Origin of the sequence: Acinetobacter sp. UBA801 (genome assembly GCA_002296655.1) — a bacterium.
GTDB lineage: Bacteria > Pseudomonadota > Gammaproteobacteria > Pseudomonadales > Moraxellaceae > Acinetobacter.
This window is the reverse complement of record DBIN01000040.1, coordinates 24,384-40,742: the sequence shown is the minus strand read 5'-3', so window position 1 is coordinate 40,742 and position 16,359 is coordinate 24,384. Positions and strand designations below refer to the sequence as shown.

The following is a 16,359-nucleotide window of genomic DNA, read 5'->3' as shown; positions in this document are numbered from 1 at the left end:
CGGTGCAGGGATAATCCGTAAAAACTATAAGGTTGTATCATGGTAGTTATTCGTCTTACTCGTGGTGGTGCTAAAAAGCGTCCATTCTATCAAATCGTTGTAACTGACAGCCGCAATGCGCGTGACGGTCGTTTCATCGAACGTATTGGTTTCTTCAACCCAACAGCGCAAGGTAAAGCAGAAAAACTTCGTTTAGATGCTGACCGTTTTGCACACTGGGTTGCTCAAGGTGCTCAACCGTCTGAACGTGTTGCTTCTTTAGCTGCTCAAGCTAAAAAAGCTGCAGCTGCTGCATAATTTTTACAAATTAAGTCGTAGGTAGCCCATGACACCAACACAGAATGTGCCCGAAGATCGTATTCAGATTGGACAGCTACGTTCAGCTTATGGATTAAATGGGTGGCTCTGGGTCTATTCCAATACAGAACCTATGAGCAACATGTTTGACTACCTGCCTTGGTACATTGAAACCAAAGCAGGATGGCAAACTGTCGATGTAAAACGTTGGAAACCACATGGCAAAGGCCTGGTGGTCAGCTTAAAAGGTGTGAGTGATCGTACCGCAGCAGACAACTTGGTTGGCGCAAATATCTGGATTTCAAAAGCGCAACTGCCTCAAGCAGGTGTGGACGAGTATTACTGGTCTGATTTAAAAGGTCTAACGGTGTTAGGTCTGAACGATGACGAACAAGAAGTAAACCTCGGTCAAATCCATGAACTGTTTGAAACAGGTGCCAATGACGTGATGGTGGTTCGCGCAACTGCCGATAGTGTCGATGGTGAAGAGCGTATGATTCCATGGCATAAAGATGTGGTACAACGTGTTGATCTCGAAGCGGGTCGCATCTACGTGAATTGGAGCGTAGATTATTAATCCTTTCAGGATTCACAGAGCAGGAAAATAGAGGAGTCTGCGGTGTTTTTTGCAGTCATTACGCTTTTTCCTGAAATGTTTGAGGCGATTACACGTTTCGGTATTAGCGGGCGCGCAGCACAACGTGATCTGATGCAAATTCATTGTATCAATCCTCGCGATTATGCGCAGGGCAACTACAAACGAGTGGATGAACGTCCATTTGGTGGTGGTCCCGGTATGGTGATGATGGCTGAGCCGTTGGCACAAGCAATCCAACATGCCAAAAACCTTGCACAGCAAGCAGGAGCAGTTCATGTACCTGTGGTATATATGTCGCCACAAGGTAAAACCTTAAACGAAACTGCAGTGCAACAATTTGTTCAATATGACGGATTAATTGTGCTGTGTGGTCGTTATGAGGGTGTCGATGAACGTTTAATCCAAAACTATGTAGATCAGGAATGGTCAATTGGAGATTACGTGTTATCGGGCGGTGAACTGCCTGCGATGGTGTTATTGGACAGTATTATCCGGAGACTTCCGGGTGCCATGTCTGATGAACAATCCCATGTACAAGATTCATTTGTGGATGGTCTGTTAGACTGCCCACAATACACAAAGCCTGACCATTTTGAAGGTTTGGATGTGCCTGAGGTATTGAAATCAGGTCATCATGCAAATATTGAAAAATGGCGTTTTTTGCAGCGTTATCAACGGACTTTAGAACGTCGGCCTGAACTGGCTGAACAGGTGGAACTGACCAAGCAGCAAAAGAAATGGCTAAAAGATGAGCGAGGGTGAGTAAAGCATTGCTTTACCCGAGCGCAAGGTGAGAAGCTATGCTTCGAGCAAACTAAACTGCTTAATGTAAATTAAGTACTTAAATAGGCTCTTTATGTCTTGAAGCGGTCAAGCATAAAGGGAAAGTTAATCGGGTCTATGCGCTTTAGCCTCTAGCCCCAGTGGATCTCAGACCTCTTCTGACCCACACATATTGGAGATACCCCATGAGTGGTAAGCATCCTTTAGTACAAGCTGTTGAAAATGCTCAGCTTAAGCAAGACATTCCAGCTTTTGCACCAGGCGATACAGTTATCGTTCAAGTAAAAGTAAAAGAAGGTGATCGTGAGCGTCTTCAAGCATTTGAAGGTGTGGTAATTGCGAAGAAAAACCGTGGTTTGAACTCTGCGTTCACAGTACGTAAAATTTCTAGCGGTATTGGTGTAGAGCGTGTTTTCCAAACTCACTCTCCAATCGTTGCGAAAATCGAAGTGAAACGTCGCGGTGACGTTCGTCGTGCTAAACTTTACTACCTACGCGAATTGTCTGGTAAAGCTGCACGTATTCGTGAGAAATTACCAGCACGTAAACAAGGTTAATTTTAACTTTGCGTTACAGCTAAAAAATGCGCCGCTTAGGCGCATTTTTTTATGTTTGCTATTGGAATTTATAAGCCTTGTAGTTTTAGGCGGTTAGCATGCTGGCGGTAGACATCGACAGGATCTGGGGCAAAAATAGAACGTAGTCCAAAGAACTGGTTAATCACATCTAAGTGGTTCCAATTATAGTTATCGCGCACGGTCTTGCCATACTTGGCACTACAACGTGAGACTAAGCCATCATTATCATTAGGCGCTTGCATGAGTAAGCCTGTTGCACCCAATAATGAGTCTGGATCAAGTACGTTCGTCAAGGTTGAGTTGCCAGAGAAAGAGTAAAAATAAACTCCATTTTCTTTCGCTAAACCTTCACCACAGCTTGTTTTTGGCATACCCAGTGGATATTTCTGTGCAAAAGCTATAGAACCAGCTTGACTTAAGCTTTTACCCGCACCGAGTGCATCATGTGGAAGTGAGTTCGGATCTTGCTGTTGTGCCCAAACAATAGCCTTGGACCCAAAGTTGATTAAGCCTACCAGCGGTTGTTCTAGCGGCGTACCTTGCGCGGAAATAATCAAATCCGCCACAGGAGAGCCTTTTAAAGGACTAGAAATGGCTGTTGCAGACGCGATTTTATTGGGCATAACATTAGAGACATAAGCAATACTATGTCCGCCGTGACTATGACCAAGCAAATTGACTTTGGGTGCTCCTGTAATCGCTAAGATTTCATCAACTTGTTGCAGCAGTTGTTCACCACGAACTTCAGATGTGTTGAATGGAGAAACGCGTGTTGCCCATGCGTTTGCACCGTTACGGGCTAAATCTGGCAAGATTTGATACCAGTAATCCACACCAAGTTCATCGGTTCCTGCTCGAATCCAGCCACCTATACCATGTGCAAAAACCAAAGGGTATTTGGTCTTTGCATAATTAGAGGCAACGTAGTTTGATTTAATTTGTGAAGCAGCTGCTTGCGTTTGTGTAGCAGCAAGTGCGCAGGTCGACAGCAGTCCAGCTATCAATAATCTATATTTCATTGATCATCCTCGTTTTTTATTTTTTATGACGACAATTTAAGTTGTCAAAATGAGTATAAAGGTGAGAGAGGAGGAGCGTGGAGAAATCCGATTAAATGAAATACAGTTTGTAACTGGATAATTCTAGGAGACATCCCTCCGAAACGTTAAAGATTCGAAGGGAAAAATAGAACTAGAGTCCTTGAAGTTTTAAGCGATTGGCATGTTGGCGATAGACATCAACAGGGTCTGCGCTAAATAGTCCACGTAGCCCCATAACTTGGTTGACCTCATCTAGATGGTTCCAGTCATAGTTATCACGGATGACTTTACCGAAGTGTGTACTACAGCGTGCCACTAAACCATCATTGTCTAAATGGCCATAGGCCAAAGGCCCCAACAGTGAGATCGCACTGTCTGCAACATCGAGAATGTTCGTGACTTGAGACGTGCCAGTCCAAGAATAGTAATACACGCCATTGCTGGATGTTGCACCGCTCTTGTTACAGTCTGAAGCCAGCGCTGTTGTTGGATATTTCTGATTAAAAACATGGGAACCTTGCTCGCTAATTGAGGTGAGTGATGCTGTTAAATTACTTTTTAAGGCAGGGTTACTTTGCCCATAAGCAAGCATAGGACCAATAATATGATCCGCCGCTAGACTGAGCAGTTGTGTTCCACCTTGATTGGCAAGAAGCTGGTCTGCCACTTTAGAACCTCTAAATGTTGCTCCCACACCTGTCAGTGAGGCCACATATTGCGGTTTAACTGCTTCTACATAGCGAATGGTTGGTCCGCCATGGCTATGTCCAATCAAATTAACTTTGGGCTTGCCTGTCAGGGCGATGACCTCTTCAACTTGTTGTAGTAACTGCTCACCCCGTACTTCAGTTGATTCTAAAGGGGAAATTTGTGCTGCAAAGGTGGTTGCGCCATTTCGAGCCAAGTCGGGTAAAATTTGATACCAGTAATCTAGTCCAAATTCGGCAACCCCCACTCGGCTGAACCCAAACATGCCATGGGTAAATAGCAATGGATATTTAGTTTGAGCATAATTACTTTTTACGCTTGCAGTCACCGTCTGTAATCCAGCTGTGGCTGTAGTTGCGCTGAGTCCAAGGCTGGTAACCAGACCTAAGAGTGACATAGTTTGTATCATTCTTTTCGTTATAAACATTTTTTTCATCCTGAAAAAGTCAAACACGGTATAGCTTTAATCTGCGAACGGAGGTTTTCCTCCTGTGTCATGCGTAGTTTCAAAGGCTCCTAGTCGAAGTTGTTCTTGTGAATTATTAAACTGTTGATCACGTAGTTTTTGAATAGCTTGCTGCTGCGCATCTTGATTCATATTGCTTTTAAGAATGATGTCGCGTTGTTCTAAGTAAGTATTGACCCGAGATTTCCAATTGTTTCGATCTTGGTCGAGTTTTTCTAGGCGTATGGTCGCTTCGGCACCGACAAGATTCTGGCGCATTTGGCGAATTTCTTCGGCAGAACCGCCTCGCGCCTTAATATCTGAGGTCAGTTTACGCAGATCTTCGAGTTTGGAGAGTTGTTCTAGATTTTCTTTCCAATCTTCGGGCAGTTGAGCAAACAGTTCTTTCAGTTTCTGCGCTTTTTGTACTTCAGTCAGGGACTGATCTGCCATGATGCTCATGCGGTCTAAGGTATATTCATGGTAGATATTTTCAGCGCCAAAGAGGCCTTCGATTTCATAGTCGGAAAAGAACTGGCTACGTAGGGTTTTCATCGAAGCAAAAATTGTACGATAGTACTCAGGGTCTTCTTTATTTAGGCTTGGCTCCTTCAGGCTCCCCAATTGCACACGATAATCTAAATAACGAGTCCAAAGATCTAAAATCTGCTTAAGCGCAGGTTCTTTATAACCTTGCTGCATATAGGCTTTAAAATCTTGCTTGATCTGATCAATATTTTTTTCACCATATTGGGTAATAAAATATTCAAAACAATTACGAGTCTGTTCATTGACAACTAAGCGATTACTTTGGTCGAGCACCAGTTGGCAGTTGATCTCGGTGTCCTGTTGGCTGTTGCTGACAAAAGGCAGCCCCGATGCATGTGGCAAGTCTGACGCTGCGGGTGGTAAGCCTGTCGTATTTTGAGCACTAGAGCTAATCGGCCCTTGGTTTGAGCCAACAGTTGGATTGGGTGCGAGCCAAATGAGAAAACCAAGAATGACAACGATGATCACGGCGAAAATGAGCCATAATTTCTTTTTTTGCATATCCTATGCCTAACATCCCTATTGTATTTTTTGTTGGGTTCATATGACTGAACTCAATTTATTCTGAAACAAAAGAGCAAAAAAAACAACAGAAAAGTTGTAAAACTAGACAAGCGGTTGATAGTATTGCGGCAGCTTTAAGACGTGTCTATGTTATGAAATCATCTGCTTCAAAAATCCAGCGTCGTGCCATTAGTGGTGTATTTTTATTGAATAAGCCTTTGGGCATCAGTTCCAATGCAGCATTACAAAAAGTGCGCTGGTTATATCGGGCGCAAAAAGCAGGGCATACGGGGGCATTAGACCCATTGGCTTCGGGCTTACTGCCGATTTGTTTGGGCGAAGCAACCAAATTTTCGCACTATTTACTCGATTCTGTGAAACGCTATCAAACCACCATTCAATTGGGACATAGCACCACCACGGGAGATGTGGAAGGGGAAGTGTTGTTGCAGCAGGCAGTTCCTGCATTGAGCCAAGAGTGCATTGAGCAGGTATTGGCACAATTTCAGGGCGATATTATGCAAGTTCCGCCGATGTATTCTGCCTTAAAAAAAGAAGGGCGTCCGTTGTATGAGTTGGCACGACAAGGCATTGAAATTGAACGCGAAGCGCGTCCAGTCACCATTTATGCCATTGAGTTGCTATCTTTTACTGAACAGAGCATGACTTTGGATGTGACTTGCTCTAAAGGCACCTATATTCGTGTTTTAGGTGAAGACATTGCTAAAGCCTTGGGCACTTATGGACATTTGACTTATTTACATCGGATTAAAACGGGACATTTTGACCTGATTCCGAGCTACAGCATTGAATATTTGGAAAGTTTAAGTGAAGCAGAGCGTGAGGCTTTATTGCTGCCTGCGTATGCGCCTGTGCAGCATTTTCTCCACATTCAAGTCCCTGAAGGACGCGCTGAATATTTTAGTCGTGGCATGGAAAGTAATATTGACCATCCTGCCGTAACGCAAGTGTTGGTCTTTGACGGTGAGAAGTGTTTAGGTTTGGCTGAAATTACAGATAAAAAACGCTTGGTACCGAAACGGGTTTTAAATCTTTAAATTCTGTTCAGATACATAACTTGAATAAACTGGGTGAGTCAATTAAAGCTTTTTATACAAATCTTTGCAGGATTTCAGCGCCATGCCCTATACAGTAATTAGAGCTAAAAACTGAAATTAAAAACCGACAATAAAACCGAGCGTTGCGTCAGCCAGTGACATCACTTGCCAGCCAGCATCGGTTTAAAACAAGAGGTCTGCATATGAATATTTTTGAAGCTTTACGCCAAAGTCACGACATTCAACGAGACTTAGCCCGCCAACTGACGCAAACTTCAGGGGATAGTCCTGAACGCAGAGCGATATTTGACCAACTTAAAAATGAATTATTCGCGCATGCTGTGGCAGAAGATCGCTATTTTTATATTCCTTTAATGATGACGGATGCAGGTTTAAATATCACTCGCCATGCTTTGGCAGAGCATCATCAAATGGATGAATTACTCGAACAATTAACCGAAACTGAAATGAGTAATACGGGTTGGCTGGCCATTGCAAAGCAACTGTCAGATAAAGTGCATCATCATTTAAAAGAAGAAGAACATGGTTTTTTTCAGCAAGCAGGCAAAATTTTGTCTGAGCAGCAAAAACAAAGTCTAGCCAAGCAATATTTGGCAGAATATGAAAAATATCAACAGATGTCTAAAGACAGTTTGGTTTAAGTTTTCATTCAAAATGCCATTTAAGCACTGTGTGACTGTTTGGACTTTTTCACGGCTCTTAAGGTTACACCAACCGAAGCCAGCATAATGCAGCATAAAGCCAGCCATTGCAGGCTGGTGATTTTCTCACCCAATAAAACCAAGCCTGTCAGTGCGGCTAAAGCGGGAGATAAACTGGACAGTGTGCCATAGCTCATTTTGCTGAGTTGTTTCAGCGCTTGTAAATCTAAAGCATAAGGAATGGCAGTAGCGAGCACTGCAATAGCAAGTGCTTTGCCCCAATATTGAGTTTCAAACAGGGCAGGGGCATTGTTGTACAGCCCGAAGGGAATTAAAGCTAAAGCTGAAATACTGATGGCGATGGTCAGCGCATGCATGCCAATATTTTGTTGAACCACTTTTTGCCCAAAATAAATATAAAAAGCCCAACATAATCCTGCACCTAAGGCACATGCTACACCAAACAGACTAAAATGATCTCCCTGTGCTTGTCCCCAAGGTACCATAAAAATAATGCCTAAAATTGCCAACACTACCCAGACATAATCTTTACGGTTTTGAATGGACAATAAAGCCAAGCCTAAAGGTCCGACAAACTCCAAACCCACTGCAATACCTTGGGGTAATTTGCCCAAAGACAAATAAAACAGAATATTCATTAAGCCTAAGGCTGCGCTATAGCACAATAAGTCACGCCATTTTAAATGTGCGAGCCGTGACAGAATTTGCCATGAGCGAAACATGATTGCCACAATGACACTGGCAAAACTTAGCCGTAAAATTGTCACAGTGAGCGGGTCAAGCATTTGAAACAATTGTTTGGCAAAAGATGCACTGATTTGATAGGAGATCATGGATAAAACCATGAACAACACCGCAGTGAGTTGGGCGTTTGGCATGGGGCAGGAAAATACTCAACAGTGTGGAAATGAGAAAGTCAGGCAGATTATAGCAAGTTTAAAAATACAGGGTTGTGGTAACTCAAGATTATGCTCATAGATCATGCATAAAAAACCACAGTGCTAAGACTGTGGTTTTTTGTAGCATCAGCGTGTGGTCTTAGAACAAGACACGTACGCGAATTGTGCCTTCAACTTCTTGTAAAGTATCTAGTGCTTCTTTGGATGCAGTTGCATCAACATCCATCACTAAATAACCGACATCACCTTTAGTCATAAGTGACTGACCAGAGATGTTGATGCCGTGTTCAGCAAACAAGTTGTTGATTTTAGACAATACACCTGGGATATTTTGGTGAATGTGCAATAAACGGTGCTTGCCTTCAGTCAATGGTAGTGCAATTTCAGGGAAGTTTACTGCAGACAAAGTCATACCTTTATCTGAATATGCAATAAATTTCTCTGCTACTTCTAAACCAATGTTCGCTTGCGCTTCCATAGTTGAACCACCTACGTGCGGTGTTAAAATCACGTTTGGTAGGTTGCGTAGTGGAGAAACAAATTCTTCACCATTGGCTTTTGGTTCTTTCGGGAATACGTCAACTGCAGCTCCTGCAATATGACCAGACTTGATCGCATCTGCCAAATCTTCAATCACGACACAGGTACCACGTGCCGCATTAATGAAAATTGCGCCTTCTTTCATTTGTGCAAATTGTTCTTTTGTCATGAAATTGCGGGTAGATGGCACATCTGGAACGTGTAAAGAAACGACGTCAGCATTTGCCAATAATTCGCCCATAGAGCCAACTTGACGTGCATTACCTAAAGGTAATTTGGTCACCGCATCATAATAAATTACGTGCATACCCAAGCTTTCAGCTAAAACTGAAAGTTGAGAACCAATTGAACCATAACCCACGATACCTAAAGTTTTACCACGTGTTTCAAATGAACCTACAGCCGATTTGTTCCAGCCACCTGCATGTGTATCGGTTGATTTTTCAGGAACGCGACGTAGCAATAAAATTGCTTCAGCCAATACCAATTCTGCAACCGAACGGGTGTTTGAATAAGGGGCATTGAAAACTGGAATACCACGTTGCATTGCTGCAGTTAAGTTCACTTGGTTGGTACCAATACAGAAACAACCTACCGCAATCAGTTTGTTCGCAGCTTCAAAAACTTCTTCAGTCAGTTGCGTACGTGAACGAATTCCAATGAAATGCGCATCTTTAACCGCTTCTTTTAACGCATCGCCCTCAAGCGCCGTTTTACGATAATCGATGTTGGTATAACCCGCTGCATTTAACACGTCGATTGCGTTCTGGTGTACGCCTTCTAACAACAAGAAACGAATTTTATCTTTAGGTAGTGAAAGATGTTGGCTCATTACGGCTCCGCTACAAAGGCCAAATTTAGTGGCGGTATGATAACATAGGAGATGCGTCGATATACATTTCCTTTATGACCAAGAGTGCAGGTATTTTTTGTCAGATATAATCTCTTTCAGAAATATTGCCTAAAATTGTCCTGTTGCTACCACGTTATATTATCGGAATTGCCAATATTCACAGGTTTTTCAAAAAAATCGCTTATAATAAGTGTCACACATGAAAGCCAACCACGCTGTTGCTTTGATGCACATATTTAGTCTGCAGCATCTTCATCTTCAATTAGATCAAGAAATGCAGACAGTCGCTTTTCTTCCTGTTTAATTCTAGCTAGGTCTGCAAACGATGAATGCTCCAGTCGCTTTAACCCCAGAGTTATTGACCCAATTAACGGCAATAGTCGGTGAAAACCGTATAAAAACGGATGCCGATAGCCTCAAAAACTGGGGTCGTGACCATACAAAGCATTTTGATCCGAATCCATCGGTCATCGTTTTTCCATCCAGCACAGAGCAAGTGCAAGCCATTGTAAAACTGGCGAATCAATTTAATGTTGCAATTACCCCATCGGGCGGGCGTACAGGTTTATCTGCGGGTGCAGTCGCAGCCAATGGTGAAATTGTCGTAAGCATGGACAAGATGAACCAAATCTTGGAATTTTTCCCAGCAGACCGTATGGTGCGTGTCCAAGCGGGTGTGGTGACTGAGCAACTACAAAACTATGCCGAAGAACAAGGCATGTATTATCCAGTCGATTTTGCCTCTTCAGGTTCTTCACAAATTGGCGGTAATATCGGCACCAACGCAGGCGGTATTAAAGTTATTAAATACGGCATGACTCGTAACTGGGTGTTGGGCCTAACTGTAGTGACAGGTAAGGGTGACATCCTTCGTCTGAACAAAGGCATGATCAAAAATGCAACGGGTTATGCGCTGCAACATTTATTTATTGGTGGGGAAGGTACACTCGGTTTAGTGACCGAAGCAGAAATTAAGCTAGAACGCCAACCGCAAGCTTTACAAGTGATGGTGTTGGGCGTACCTGATTTTAATTCAGTGATGCCTGTATTACACGCCTTCCAAGCCAAAATTGATCTGACTGCATTTGAATTCTTTGGGGAATTGGCGATGCAAAAAGTCTTGGATCATGGTCATGTGCAACGTCCATTTGAAACCCAATGTCCATTTTACGTGTTGCTTGAATTTGAAGCGCCATTTGAGCCAATTATGGACAAGGCGATGGAAATTTTCGAACACTGTATGGAACAAGGCTGGGTGATGGATGGTGTATTGAGCCAAAGCCTAGACCAAGTTGAAAGCTTATGGCGTTTGCGTGAAGACATTTCTGAGTCGATTGCACCGTTTATTCCATACAAAAATGATATTTCAGTATTGATTACTCATGTTCCTGCATTTATTCAGGAAATTGATGCAATTGTGGCAGAAAACTATCCTGACTTTGAAATTTGCTGGTTTGGACACATTGGTGACGGTAACTTGCACCTGAATATTCTAAAACCTGCCGATTTAAGCAAAGACGAATTCTTTGCTAAATGTCAGGTGGTGAACAAGTACGTGTTTGACACAGTGAAGAAATATGATGGTTCAATTTCTGCTGAACACGGTGTGGGGATGACCAAAAAACCATATTTGGAATATTCTCGCTCGGTTGAAGAAATTGAATATATGAAAGCGCTAAAAAAGGTGTTTGACCCTCAAGGCATCATGAATCCAGGCAAATTATTTGATTTGTAATTCCTAGCGTCTTTCATTTATTTGAGTGACCTGATTTTTGTGAATTAGTTGTATTGAATTGAAAAACGCATCCTGGAGATGCGTTTTTTATGCCGAGATTTTAATTTTACATTTCTATGCTAGCGTTTTTGCCCTAACAGGGCATCATGGAAGCATAAATAATAATCAACATTTTGGAGGAGTTATGTTACGTTTAATCACGGTTTCGGCATTAGGTGTTGCGTTGTTGTCAGGTTGTGCGACCACACAAAACATTATTTCGCAAGTTACGCCTGCAGAAACGCCTTTGGCACAAGTATTAAAACAACGTCCAGATTTGCGTAAAGAATTGGCTACTGTTGAAATTCGTCAATACTTTAACCGTGTCGAAGCACCGACTGCGGCAGAAGTGAAAATTACTGAAACAGGCTTAATGGATGATTCAGTCCGTTCAATTCGTAGCATTTATCACTTTAAAAATATAAATGGACAATGGCAGCAGGGCGATGTGCAAACCGCTTATTTATGTGCACGCGGTAAAAATACCAAGACGTTCCAAAGCAAAAAATGTCCTTAAATTGCTGTAGGGCTTAGGTGAGTCCTGCATGTGAACCCAGACAATTGGACTGTAATGGAATTTGAACGTTGTTCTAAAAATACAACAAAGCGTTTGTGGATAATACGCATGTTATCCACAGTTTTTATTTAGGATGACTCAATTCTATTCGAAAACGTGCGAGCGCAGCATGTGCATCAAAACTCTAGCATCTTTACACCGCAATGATCGCCCTTTTGTCGTGGGTGATTTTTATCCTGTGCTCTCGGGATTTTCACATCATGAATTGGCCAATACCGTATCGCCTTTTTTGCTGCTTGAACATTTAAGACCAGGCGCTTTAAAACCGATACAATTAAGTAAGGGTGTCAGAGAACATTCACATCGGGTTTTTGAAAAATTCTTCATAATGTTTCAGGGTGAATGGGAACATCGAGATTCAAACAGGCAGTTTTATCCGCTAACCCGCTGAAGGAAGTGATGCCTGACTTGGTCTGATGTCACAACAAGTGCCACAATTTATTCAACGGACTTAAAAAATGCGCCATAAATTTGCCATTCAACTCTGTTAAACTGCAGTTCAATTTTCTATTTCATGGGCTACACGCTGCTGAATTGCATCGTTTTGCCCTTTACAATTCATGCCACAGCAGCAAAAAAATACCATTCAACGTGCCACACTCATGTTTCCCTTGGCTTTGGTCTTGTTTGAGTTCGCAGTTTATATTGGCAATGACTTGGTTCAACCCGCAATGTTGGCCATCACCCAAGATTTTGGGGTCAGTAGTGCATGGGCAGCTTCGTCCATGTCATTTTATTTGTTGGGTGGTGCGTGTGTGGCGTGGTTATTGGGACCACTCTCTGACCGTTTGGGGCGCAAAAAAGTATTATTGGGCGGCGTGGCATTTTTTACCCTGACTTGCTTATTGATCTTATTGACTCAGAATATTGAAAGTTTTCTTGCCCTTCGTTTTTTACAAGGGTTTGGTTTGTCAGTCATTAGTGCAGTCGGTTATGCGGCTATTCAGGAAAACTTTGCAGAACGTGATGCAATTAAAGTCATGGCGCTTATGGCGAACGTCTCTTTACTTGCTCCCTTGCTCGGCCCAGTCTTAGGTGCATTTATGATTGAGCATGTTTCTTGGCATTGGGGTTTTATCGGCATAGCACTGTTGGCATTTTTGAGTTGGTTTGGATTGAAAGCCAAAATGCCTGAAACTCAGCAAAGTATTCCTAAACGTCCATTTCGAGATGTGTGGGATGATTTTAAGCAAGTTTTTCAAAATACCAGATTCTTAGGTCTGACATTGGCGCTGCCTTTATTGAGTATGCCTTTAATGTTGTGGATTGCGTTATCTCCCGTGATGTTGGTTGAAGATTTAGGCTTTAGCAGTCTGCAATACGGTTTGGCGCAGTTTCCTGTTTTGGGTGGTTTGATTTTAGGCAATCTGGTGCTGATGAAAGTCATAGACCGTTTACCTTTAGGCAAAACAGTCTTGATGGGTTTACCTTTAATGTTGTTGGGTAGTGTGCTGATCGTATTGGGGGCAATTTGGCAAAGCTATTTTGTTTGGTGTTTGGTGATTGGTATGAGCTTGATCAGTTTTGGTGAGGGAATGAGCTTCTCAGTCTTATATCGTTTTGCCCTGATGTCATCGGAAGTGTCTAAAGGTACTGTTGCTGCCAGTGTTTCAATGCTATTGATGCTATGCTTTTTTATTGTGATTGAACTGGTACGTGTTTTATATATTCAATTTGATATTTGGGCGTATAGTGTGGCTTGTTTGGTGCTGATAACGCTGTGGTTTAGTTTGCCACGCATGATGCTGAAACAGGTAATGCAGGAGCGAATTGCTGCAGGGCAGTTTTAAGGGTTTAAATTTTTCAGCTTCATCAAAAAAACAATTCGATGTGGCATCAGCTTATAAATATTTGATTTAGAAATCAAATATAAAAAATGTGTAATGTGATGAAAGCTGAAAAGGACTTGTAGATTAAGCCTGTACTGGTTGTTCCATCTTTTTCAATTTGGCATCAAAAACAAATGGACCAAAAGGTAAAATTGAAGCAATTAAGCCCAAAATAAACATTTTAAGAGACCATTTTTGTTTTTCACAAACCACAAAAAGCACCACTAAAAATGCGATAAACAATACGCCGTGTCCCATACCTACATATTTCACTAAAATTGGGTTATCGAACATATATTTCATTGGCATGGCAATAAATAACAACAATAAGAATGAAATACCTTCGAGTAAACCAACCAGACGTAATGTTTTAATGTTCATGCCAATCTTTTTAAAGTGGATAAAAATGCAGTGTAGCTGAAATTTAGACATTCGCAAAGATGAGCGGTTGTGATCTCTGCACATTTATAAGTTAGACACGATGTTTGCAAAATTGAGCTGTTTTCTGCTAGTTCGTAGCAAGTTTTTCAAAAATTAGTGAGTGTGGATATGAAACACGACTGATATAAAGCGAGACGAGCTGCATTGAGCTTATTTTTAGAATAATCCACAACAAGATGATTTTACTTTTTTGCGGATAAGTCGAAAGGCATGTGTATAACCCTTAACTTATCCACAATTGGTTATCAATGTTTTATTGAAAATGTATAAAGCGGGTTTAAATGACCCCACAGGCGATTCGCTCACCACCACCGCCCAATGGTTTTGGATGGTCGGCATAGTTATCGCCGCCCGCATGAATCATCAAGGCCAATCCTTCAACGTGTGCCAATGTTAAACGTGGTGCAATCACGGTTACTTTGGCTGTTCCATCGCTTGCAACACTTAAAGCAGGTAAATCACCTAAATGACCTGTCAGTGGTGTACCATGATGCGGGACATTTTTCGGATTAAAATGTCCGCCCGCTGCCAAAGCAGCAACCATTTTTCCATCTTTTTCTGCTGCTGCACATGAACCTTTTTCATGGATATGAAAACCACGTTCACCCGCAGGGAGTTGCTGGAGTTGGGTGTGAATGACTAAGCCTGCTGCACTGTCACGCAGTTCGACCGTACCTAATTCTTTGCCAATCCCTTGTGCTGAAACAGCATGCATTTTTACGATTTTTGATTTTTCTTGTGTGGTCGCGGTGGTGCTGCAACCCATGAGTGCGAGACCACTAAAAGCAGCAAGACTGGCAAATTGGAGTAATGAGCGCATAAAAGACATCCTGTTTGTTGTGCATAATATTTAGGGATGTCTTGATTGAAGCAAAGTTAGCCACGTTACAATACAACGTTTGCGTAGTGGAATGTATGAACTGTGTTGAGTTGATTTGTTCAGATCAACACAGCCATGTGAGCAATATGATAAGAAAGAAAGCTTAATCAAGCTTTGAATTGGATGATGAATCGTCTTCAGGTAGGTCGTGGGCAAGTGTGGCTTTCGGCAACATTAAAGCTTCAGGTTGATTATTTTCATGCAACCATTCACGCCAAATGGCCAGTAACACGGCCAAAATAACAGGGCCAATAAACAGGCCAATTAGGCCAAAGCTAGCAATGCCACCCAGTACACCAAACATAATCAATAAGAATGGAATTTGGGTTGCACCTGAAATCACCAAGGGGCGAATCACGTTGTCAGCGGTGCTGACCACACACACGCCCCATGCCATGACTCCAATGGCTTCCATAGTATGCCCTTGGGTGAATAACCATAAAGATACTGAACCATAAGCCAGTGGCGGGCCAAACGGAATTAAGGCAAATAAAAAAGTCACAATAGTCAGCACCATCGGATTGGGTACCCCAGCGACAAAATAGCTTACGCCTGCGAGTAAGGCCTGCGCGATTGCGGTGAGTCCAACGCCATAAACCACAGCACGTGTGGTTTCAGAAATAGTGTCTAAATAGTGATGAATACGTGGCCCAATCACCATTTCTAAAGCTTTGCTGACTTGATGCAAGATGGTGTGACCATCACGGTAGAAAAAGAATAAAGACAGCAGAGCAAAACACAGTTTGATCAGGTTTTTGCTGACTTCATTAATGACCACCTTTCCGTAGTTCAAATGCCCCTGAATCCATAAAGAAATAGACTGCACAATGCTATTCGGGTCGTGATTAATTTCTTTAAGGGTGCGGGTCACTTCTTTACCAATAATGGGTAAATTACGGATAAAATCAGGCACATCTAAATGCCCTGAAAAGACCTGTTTTTGCAATTCGTAATATAAATTGCGACCTTCATGTTGCAGAATAAAAATGGCAAAGGTGAGTGGAATACCCACCACCAAAGTGATCATTAGCATCATTAGGGCTGCACTGAGTGTAGGACGCTGACCACATAGACGCATCACCGACTGATACAGTGGCCAACTCATGTAGGCAATAATCGCTGCCCAAACAACAGGAACAATGAAGTATTTGAGGATGTGAAAACCCAAAAAAATCAGGACAAAAAACAGTCCAAACAATAAAATTTTTTGTAATGTTGGCGCGTACTGTTGCACTGAATTCACTGAAACATTCCTAAGGTCATGTGCCATATTAACTGAAAAAAAAGCTCCCGAAAACGAGAGCTTGGTAAGTTCTGGTGAAT

At 42.3% G+C, this 16,359-nt stretch carries 18 protein-coding genes; 10 read left to right on the top strand and 8 right to left on the bottom strand.

Translation table 11 applies throughout. The features are described from left to right. Positions 1-39 precede the first annotated feature (39 nt). The 4 genes from rpsP to rplS all read left to right on the top strand — a co-directional run bounded on the left by rpsP (position 40) and on the right by rplS (position 2,235). Entirely contained in the window at positions 40-297 is a 258-nt protein-coding gene (rpsP, locus tag B2W49_RS08025; RefSeq protein WP_004974526.1) for a 30S ribosomal protein S16, read from the top strand. A 28-nt stretch (positions 298-325) separates the two neighbouring features. Beyond that, on the top strand, positions 326-874 hold the full coding sequence (rimM, locus tag B2W49_RS08020; RefSeq protein WP_291338711.1) for a ribosome maturation factor RimM: 549 nt from the start codon (positions 326-328) through the stop codon (positions 872-874). Positions 875-916: 42 nt separating this feature from the next. Further along, positions 917-1,657, top strand: coding sequence for a tRNA (guanosine(37)-N1)-methyltransferase TrmD (trmD, locus tag B2W49_RS08015; protein WP_291338710.1), 741 nt, complete (start codon positions 917-919; stop codon positions 1,655-1,657). Between the two features lie 206 nt (positions 1,658-1,863). Continuing rightward, a complete protein-coding gene (gene rplS, locus B2W49_RS08010; protein WP_004809937.1) occupies positions 1,864-2,235 on the top strand; it encodes a 50S ribosomal protein L19 in 372 nt (123 codons plus the stop codon). Between the two features lie 68 nt (positions 2,236-2,303). On the opposite strand, the gene B2W49_RS08005 is transcribed toward rplS, so the two are convergent. The 3 genes from B2W49_RS08005 to B2W49_RS07995 all read right to left on the bottom strand — a co-directional run bounded on the left by B2W49_RS08005 (position 2,304) and on the right by B2W49_RS07995 (position 5,499). Beyond that, positions 2,304-3,275, bottom strand: coding sequence for an esterase/lipase family protein (locus tag B2W49_RS08005; protein ID WP_291338709.1), 972 nt, complete (start codon positions 3,273-3,275; stop codon positions 2,304-2,306). Positions 3,276-3,447: 172 nt separating this feature from the next. Then, positions 3,448-4,413, bottom strand: coding sequence for a lipase family alpha/beta hydrolase (locus B2W49_RS08000; RefSeq protein WP_291338708.1), 966 nt, complete (start codon positions 4,411-4,413; stop codon positions 3,448-3,450). A 54-nt stretch (positions 4,414-4,467) separates the two neighbouring features. Further along, complete coding sequence (locus tag B2W49_RS07995) at positions 4,468-5,499, bottom strand: lipase secretion chaperone (RefSeq protein WP_291338707.1); 1,032 nt, start codon at positions 5,497-5,499, stop codon at positions 4,468-4,470. Positions 5,500-5,654: 155 nt separating this feature from the next. Between B2W49_RS07995 and truB the strand changes: the two genes are divergently transcribed. Together truB and B2W49_RS07985 are read left to right on the top strand one after the other, a co-directional pair. Further along, positions 5,655-6,560 carry a tRNA pseudouridine(55) synthase TruB gene (gene truB / locus B2W49_RS07990; protein WP_291338706.1) on the top strand — a complete coding sequence of 302 codons (906 nt, stop codon included), beginning with the start codon at positions 5,655-5,657 and terminating at the stop codon, positions 6,558-6,560. Between the two features lie 203 nt (positions 6,561-6,763). Beyond that, entirely contained in the window at positions 6,764-7,222 is a 459-nt protein-coding gene (locus tag B2W49_RS07985) for a hemerythrin domain-containing protein (RefSeq protein ID WP_291338705.1), read from the top strand. A 20-nt stretch (positions 7,223-7,242) separates the two neighbouring features. Here B2W49_RS07985 and B2W49_RS07980 read toward each other — a convergent pair whose 3' ends face one another. Together B2W49_RS07980 and serA are read right to left on the bottom strand one after the other, a co-directional pair. Beyond that, positions 7,243-8,121 carry an EamA family transporter gene (locus B2W49_RS07980; RefSeq protein ID WP_291338704.1) on the bottom strand — a complete coding sequence of 293 codons (879 nt, stop codon included), beginning with the start codon at positions 8,119-8,121 and terminating at the stop codon, positions 7,243-7,245. Between the two features lie 160 nt (positions 8,122-8,281). Continuing rightward, complete coding sequence (gene serA / locus B2W49_RS07975) at positions 8,282-9,514, bottom strand: phosphoglycerate dehydrogenase (protein ID WP_291338703.1); 1,233 nt, start codon at positions 9,512-9,514, stop codon at positions 8,282-8,284. Positions 9,515-9,860: 346 nt separating this feature from the next. Between serA and B2W49_RS07970 the strand changes: the two genes are divergently transcribed. The 4 genes from B2W49_RS07970 to B2W49_RS07955 all read left to right on the top strand — a co-directional run bounded on the left by B2W49_RS07970 (position 9,861) and on the right by B2W49_RS07955 (position 13,676). Further along, the gene (locus tag B2W49_RS07970) at positions 9,861-11,270 is read left to right on the top strand and encodes an FAD-binding oxidoreductase (RefSeq protein WP_291338702.1); all 1,410 of its coding nucleotides are present in this window, start codon (positions 9,861-9,863) and stop codon (positions 11,268-11,270) included. Positions 11,271-11,454: 184 nt separating this feature from the next. Continuing rightward, positions 11,455-11,826: a hypothetical protein gene (locus B2W49_RS07965; RefSeq protein ID WP_004974545.1), complete on the top strand. Its 372-nt coding sequence runs from the start codon at positions 11,455-11,457 to the stop codon at positions 11,824-11,826. 133 nt (positions 11,827-11,959) lie between these two features. After that, positions 11,960-12,277: a pirin family protein gene (locus B2W49_RS07960; RefSeq protein ID WP_414630588.1), complete on the top strand. Its 318-nt coding sequence runs from the start codon at positions 11,960-11,962 to the stop codon at positions 12,275-12,277. 169 nt (positions 12,278-12,446) lie between these two features. Continuing rightward, on the top strand, positions 12,447-13,676 hold the full coding sequence (locus B2W49_RS07955) for an MFS transporter (RefSeq protein WP_291338701.1): 1,230 nt from the start codon (positions 12,447-12,449) through the stop codon (positions 13,674-13,676). 123 nt (positions 13,677-13,799) lie between these two features. Here the strand turns inward: B2W49_RS07955 and B2W49_RS07950 are convergent, their stop codons facing one another. From B2W49_RS07950 to B2W49_RS07940, 3 genes are all read right to left on the bottom strand, one after another. Beyond that, complete coding sequence (locus B2W49_RS07950) at positions 13,800-14,096, bottom strand: DUF3817 domain-containing protein (protein WP_178319400.1); 297 nt, start codon at positions 14,094-14,096, stop codon at positions 13,800-13,802. A gap of 337 nt (positions 14,097-14,433) precedes the next feature. Continuing rightward, a complete protein-coding gene (gene sodC / locus B2W49_RS07945) occupies positions 14,434-14,976 on the bottom strand; it encodes a superoxide dismutase [Cu-Zn] SodC (protein WP_291338700.1) in 543 nt (180 codons plus the stop codon). Positions 14,977-15,139: 163 nt separating this feature from the next. Further along, positions 15,140-16,279, bottom strand: coding sequence for an AI-2E family transporter (locus B2W49_RS07940; RefSeq protein WP_291338699.1), 1,140 nt, complete (start codon positions 16,277-16,279; stop codon positions 15,140-15,142). Positions 16,280-16,359 lie beyond the last annotated feature (80 nt).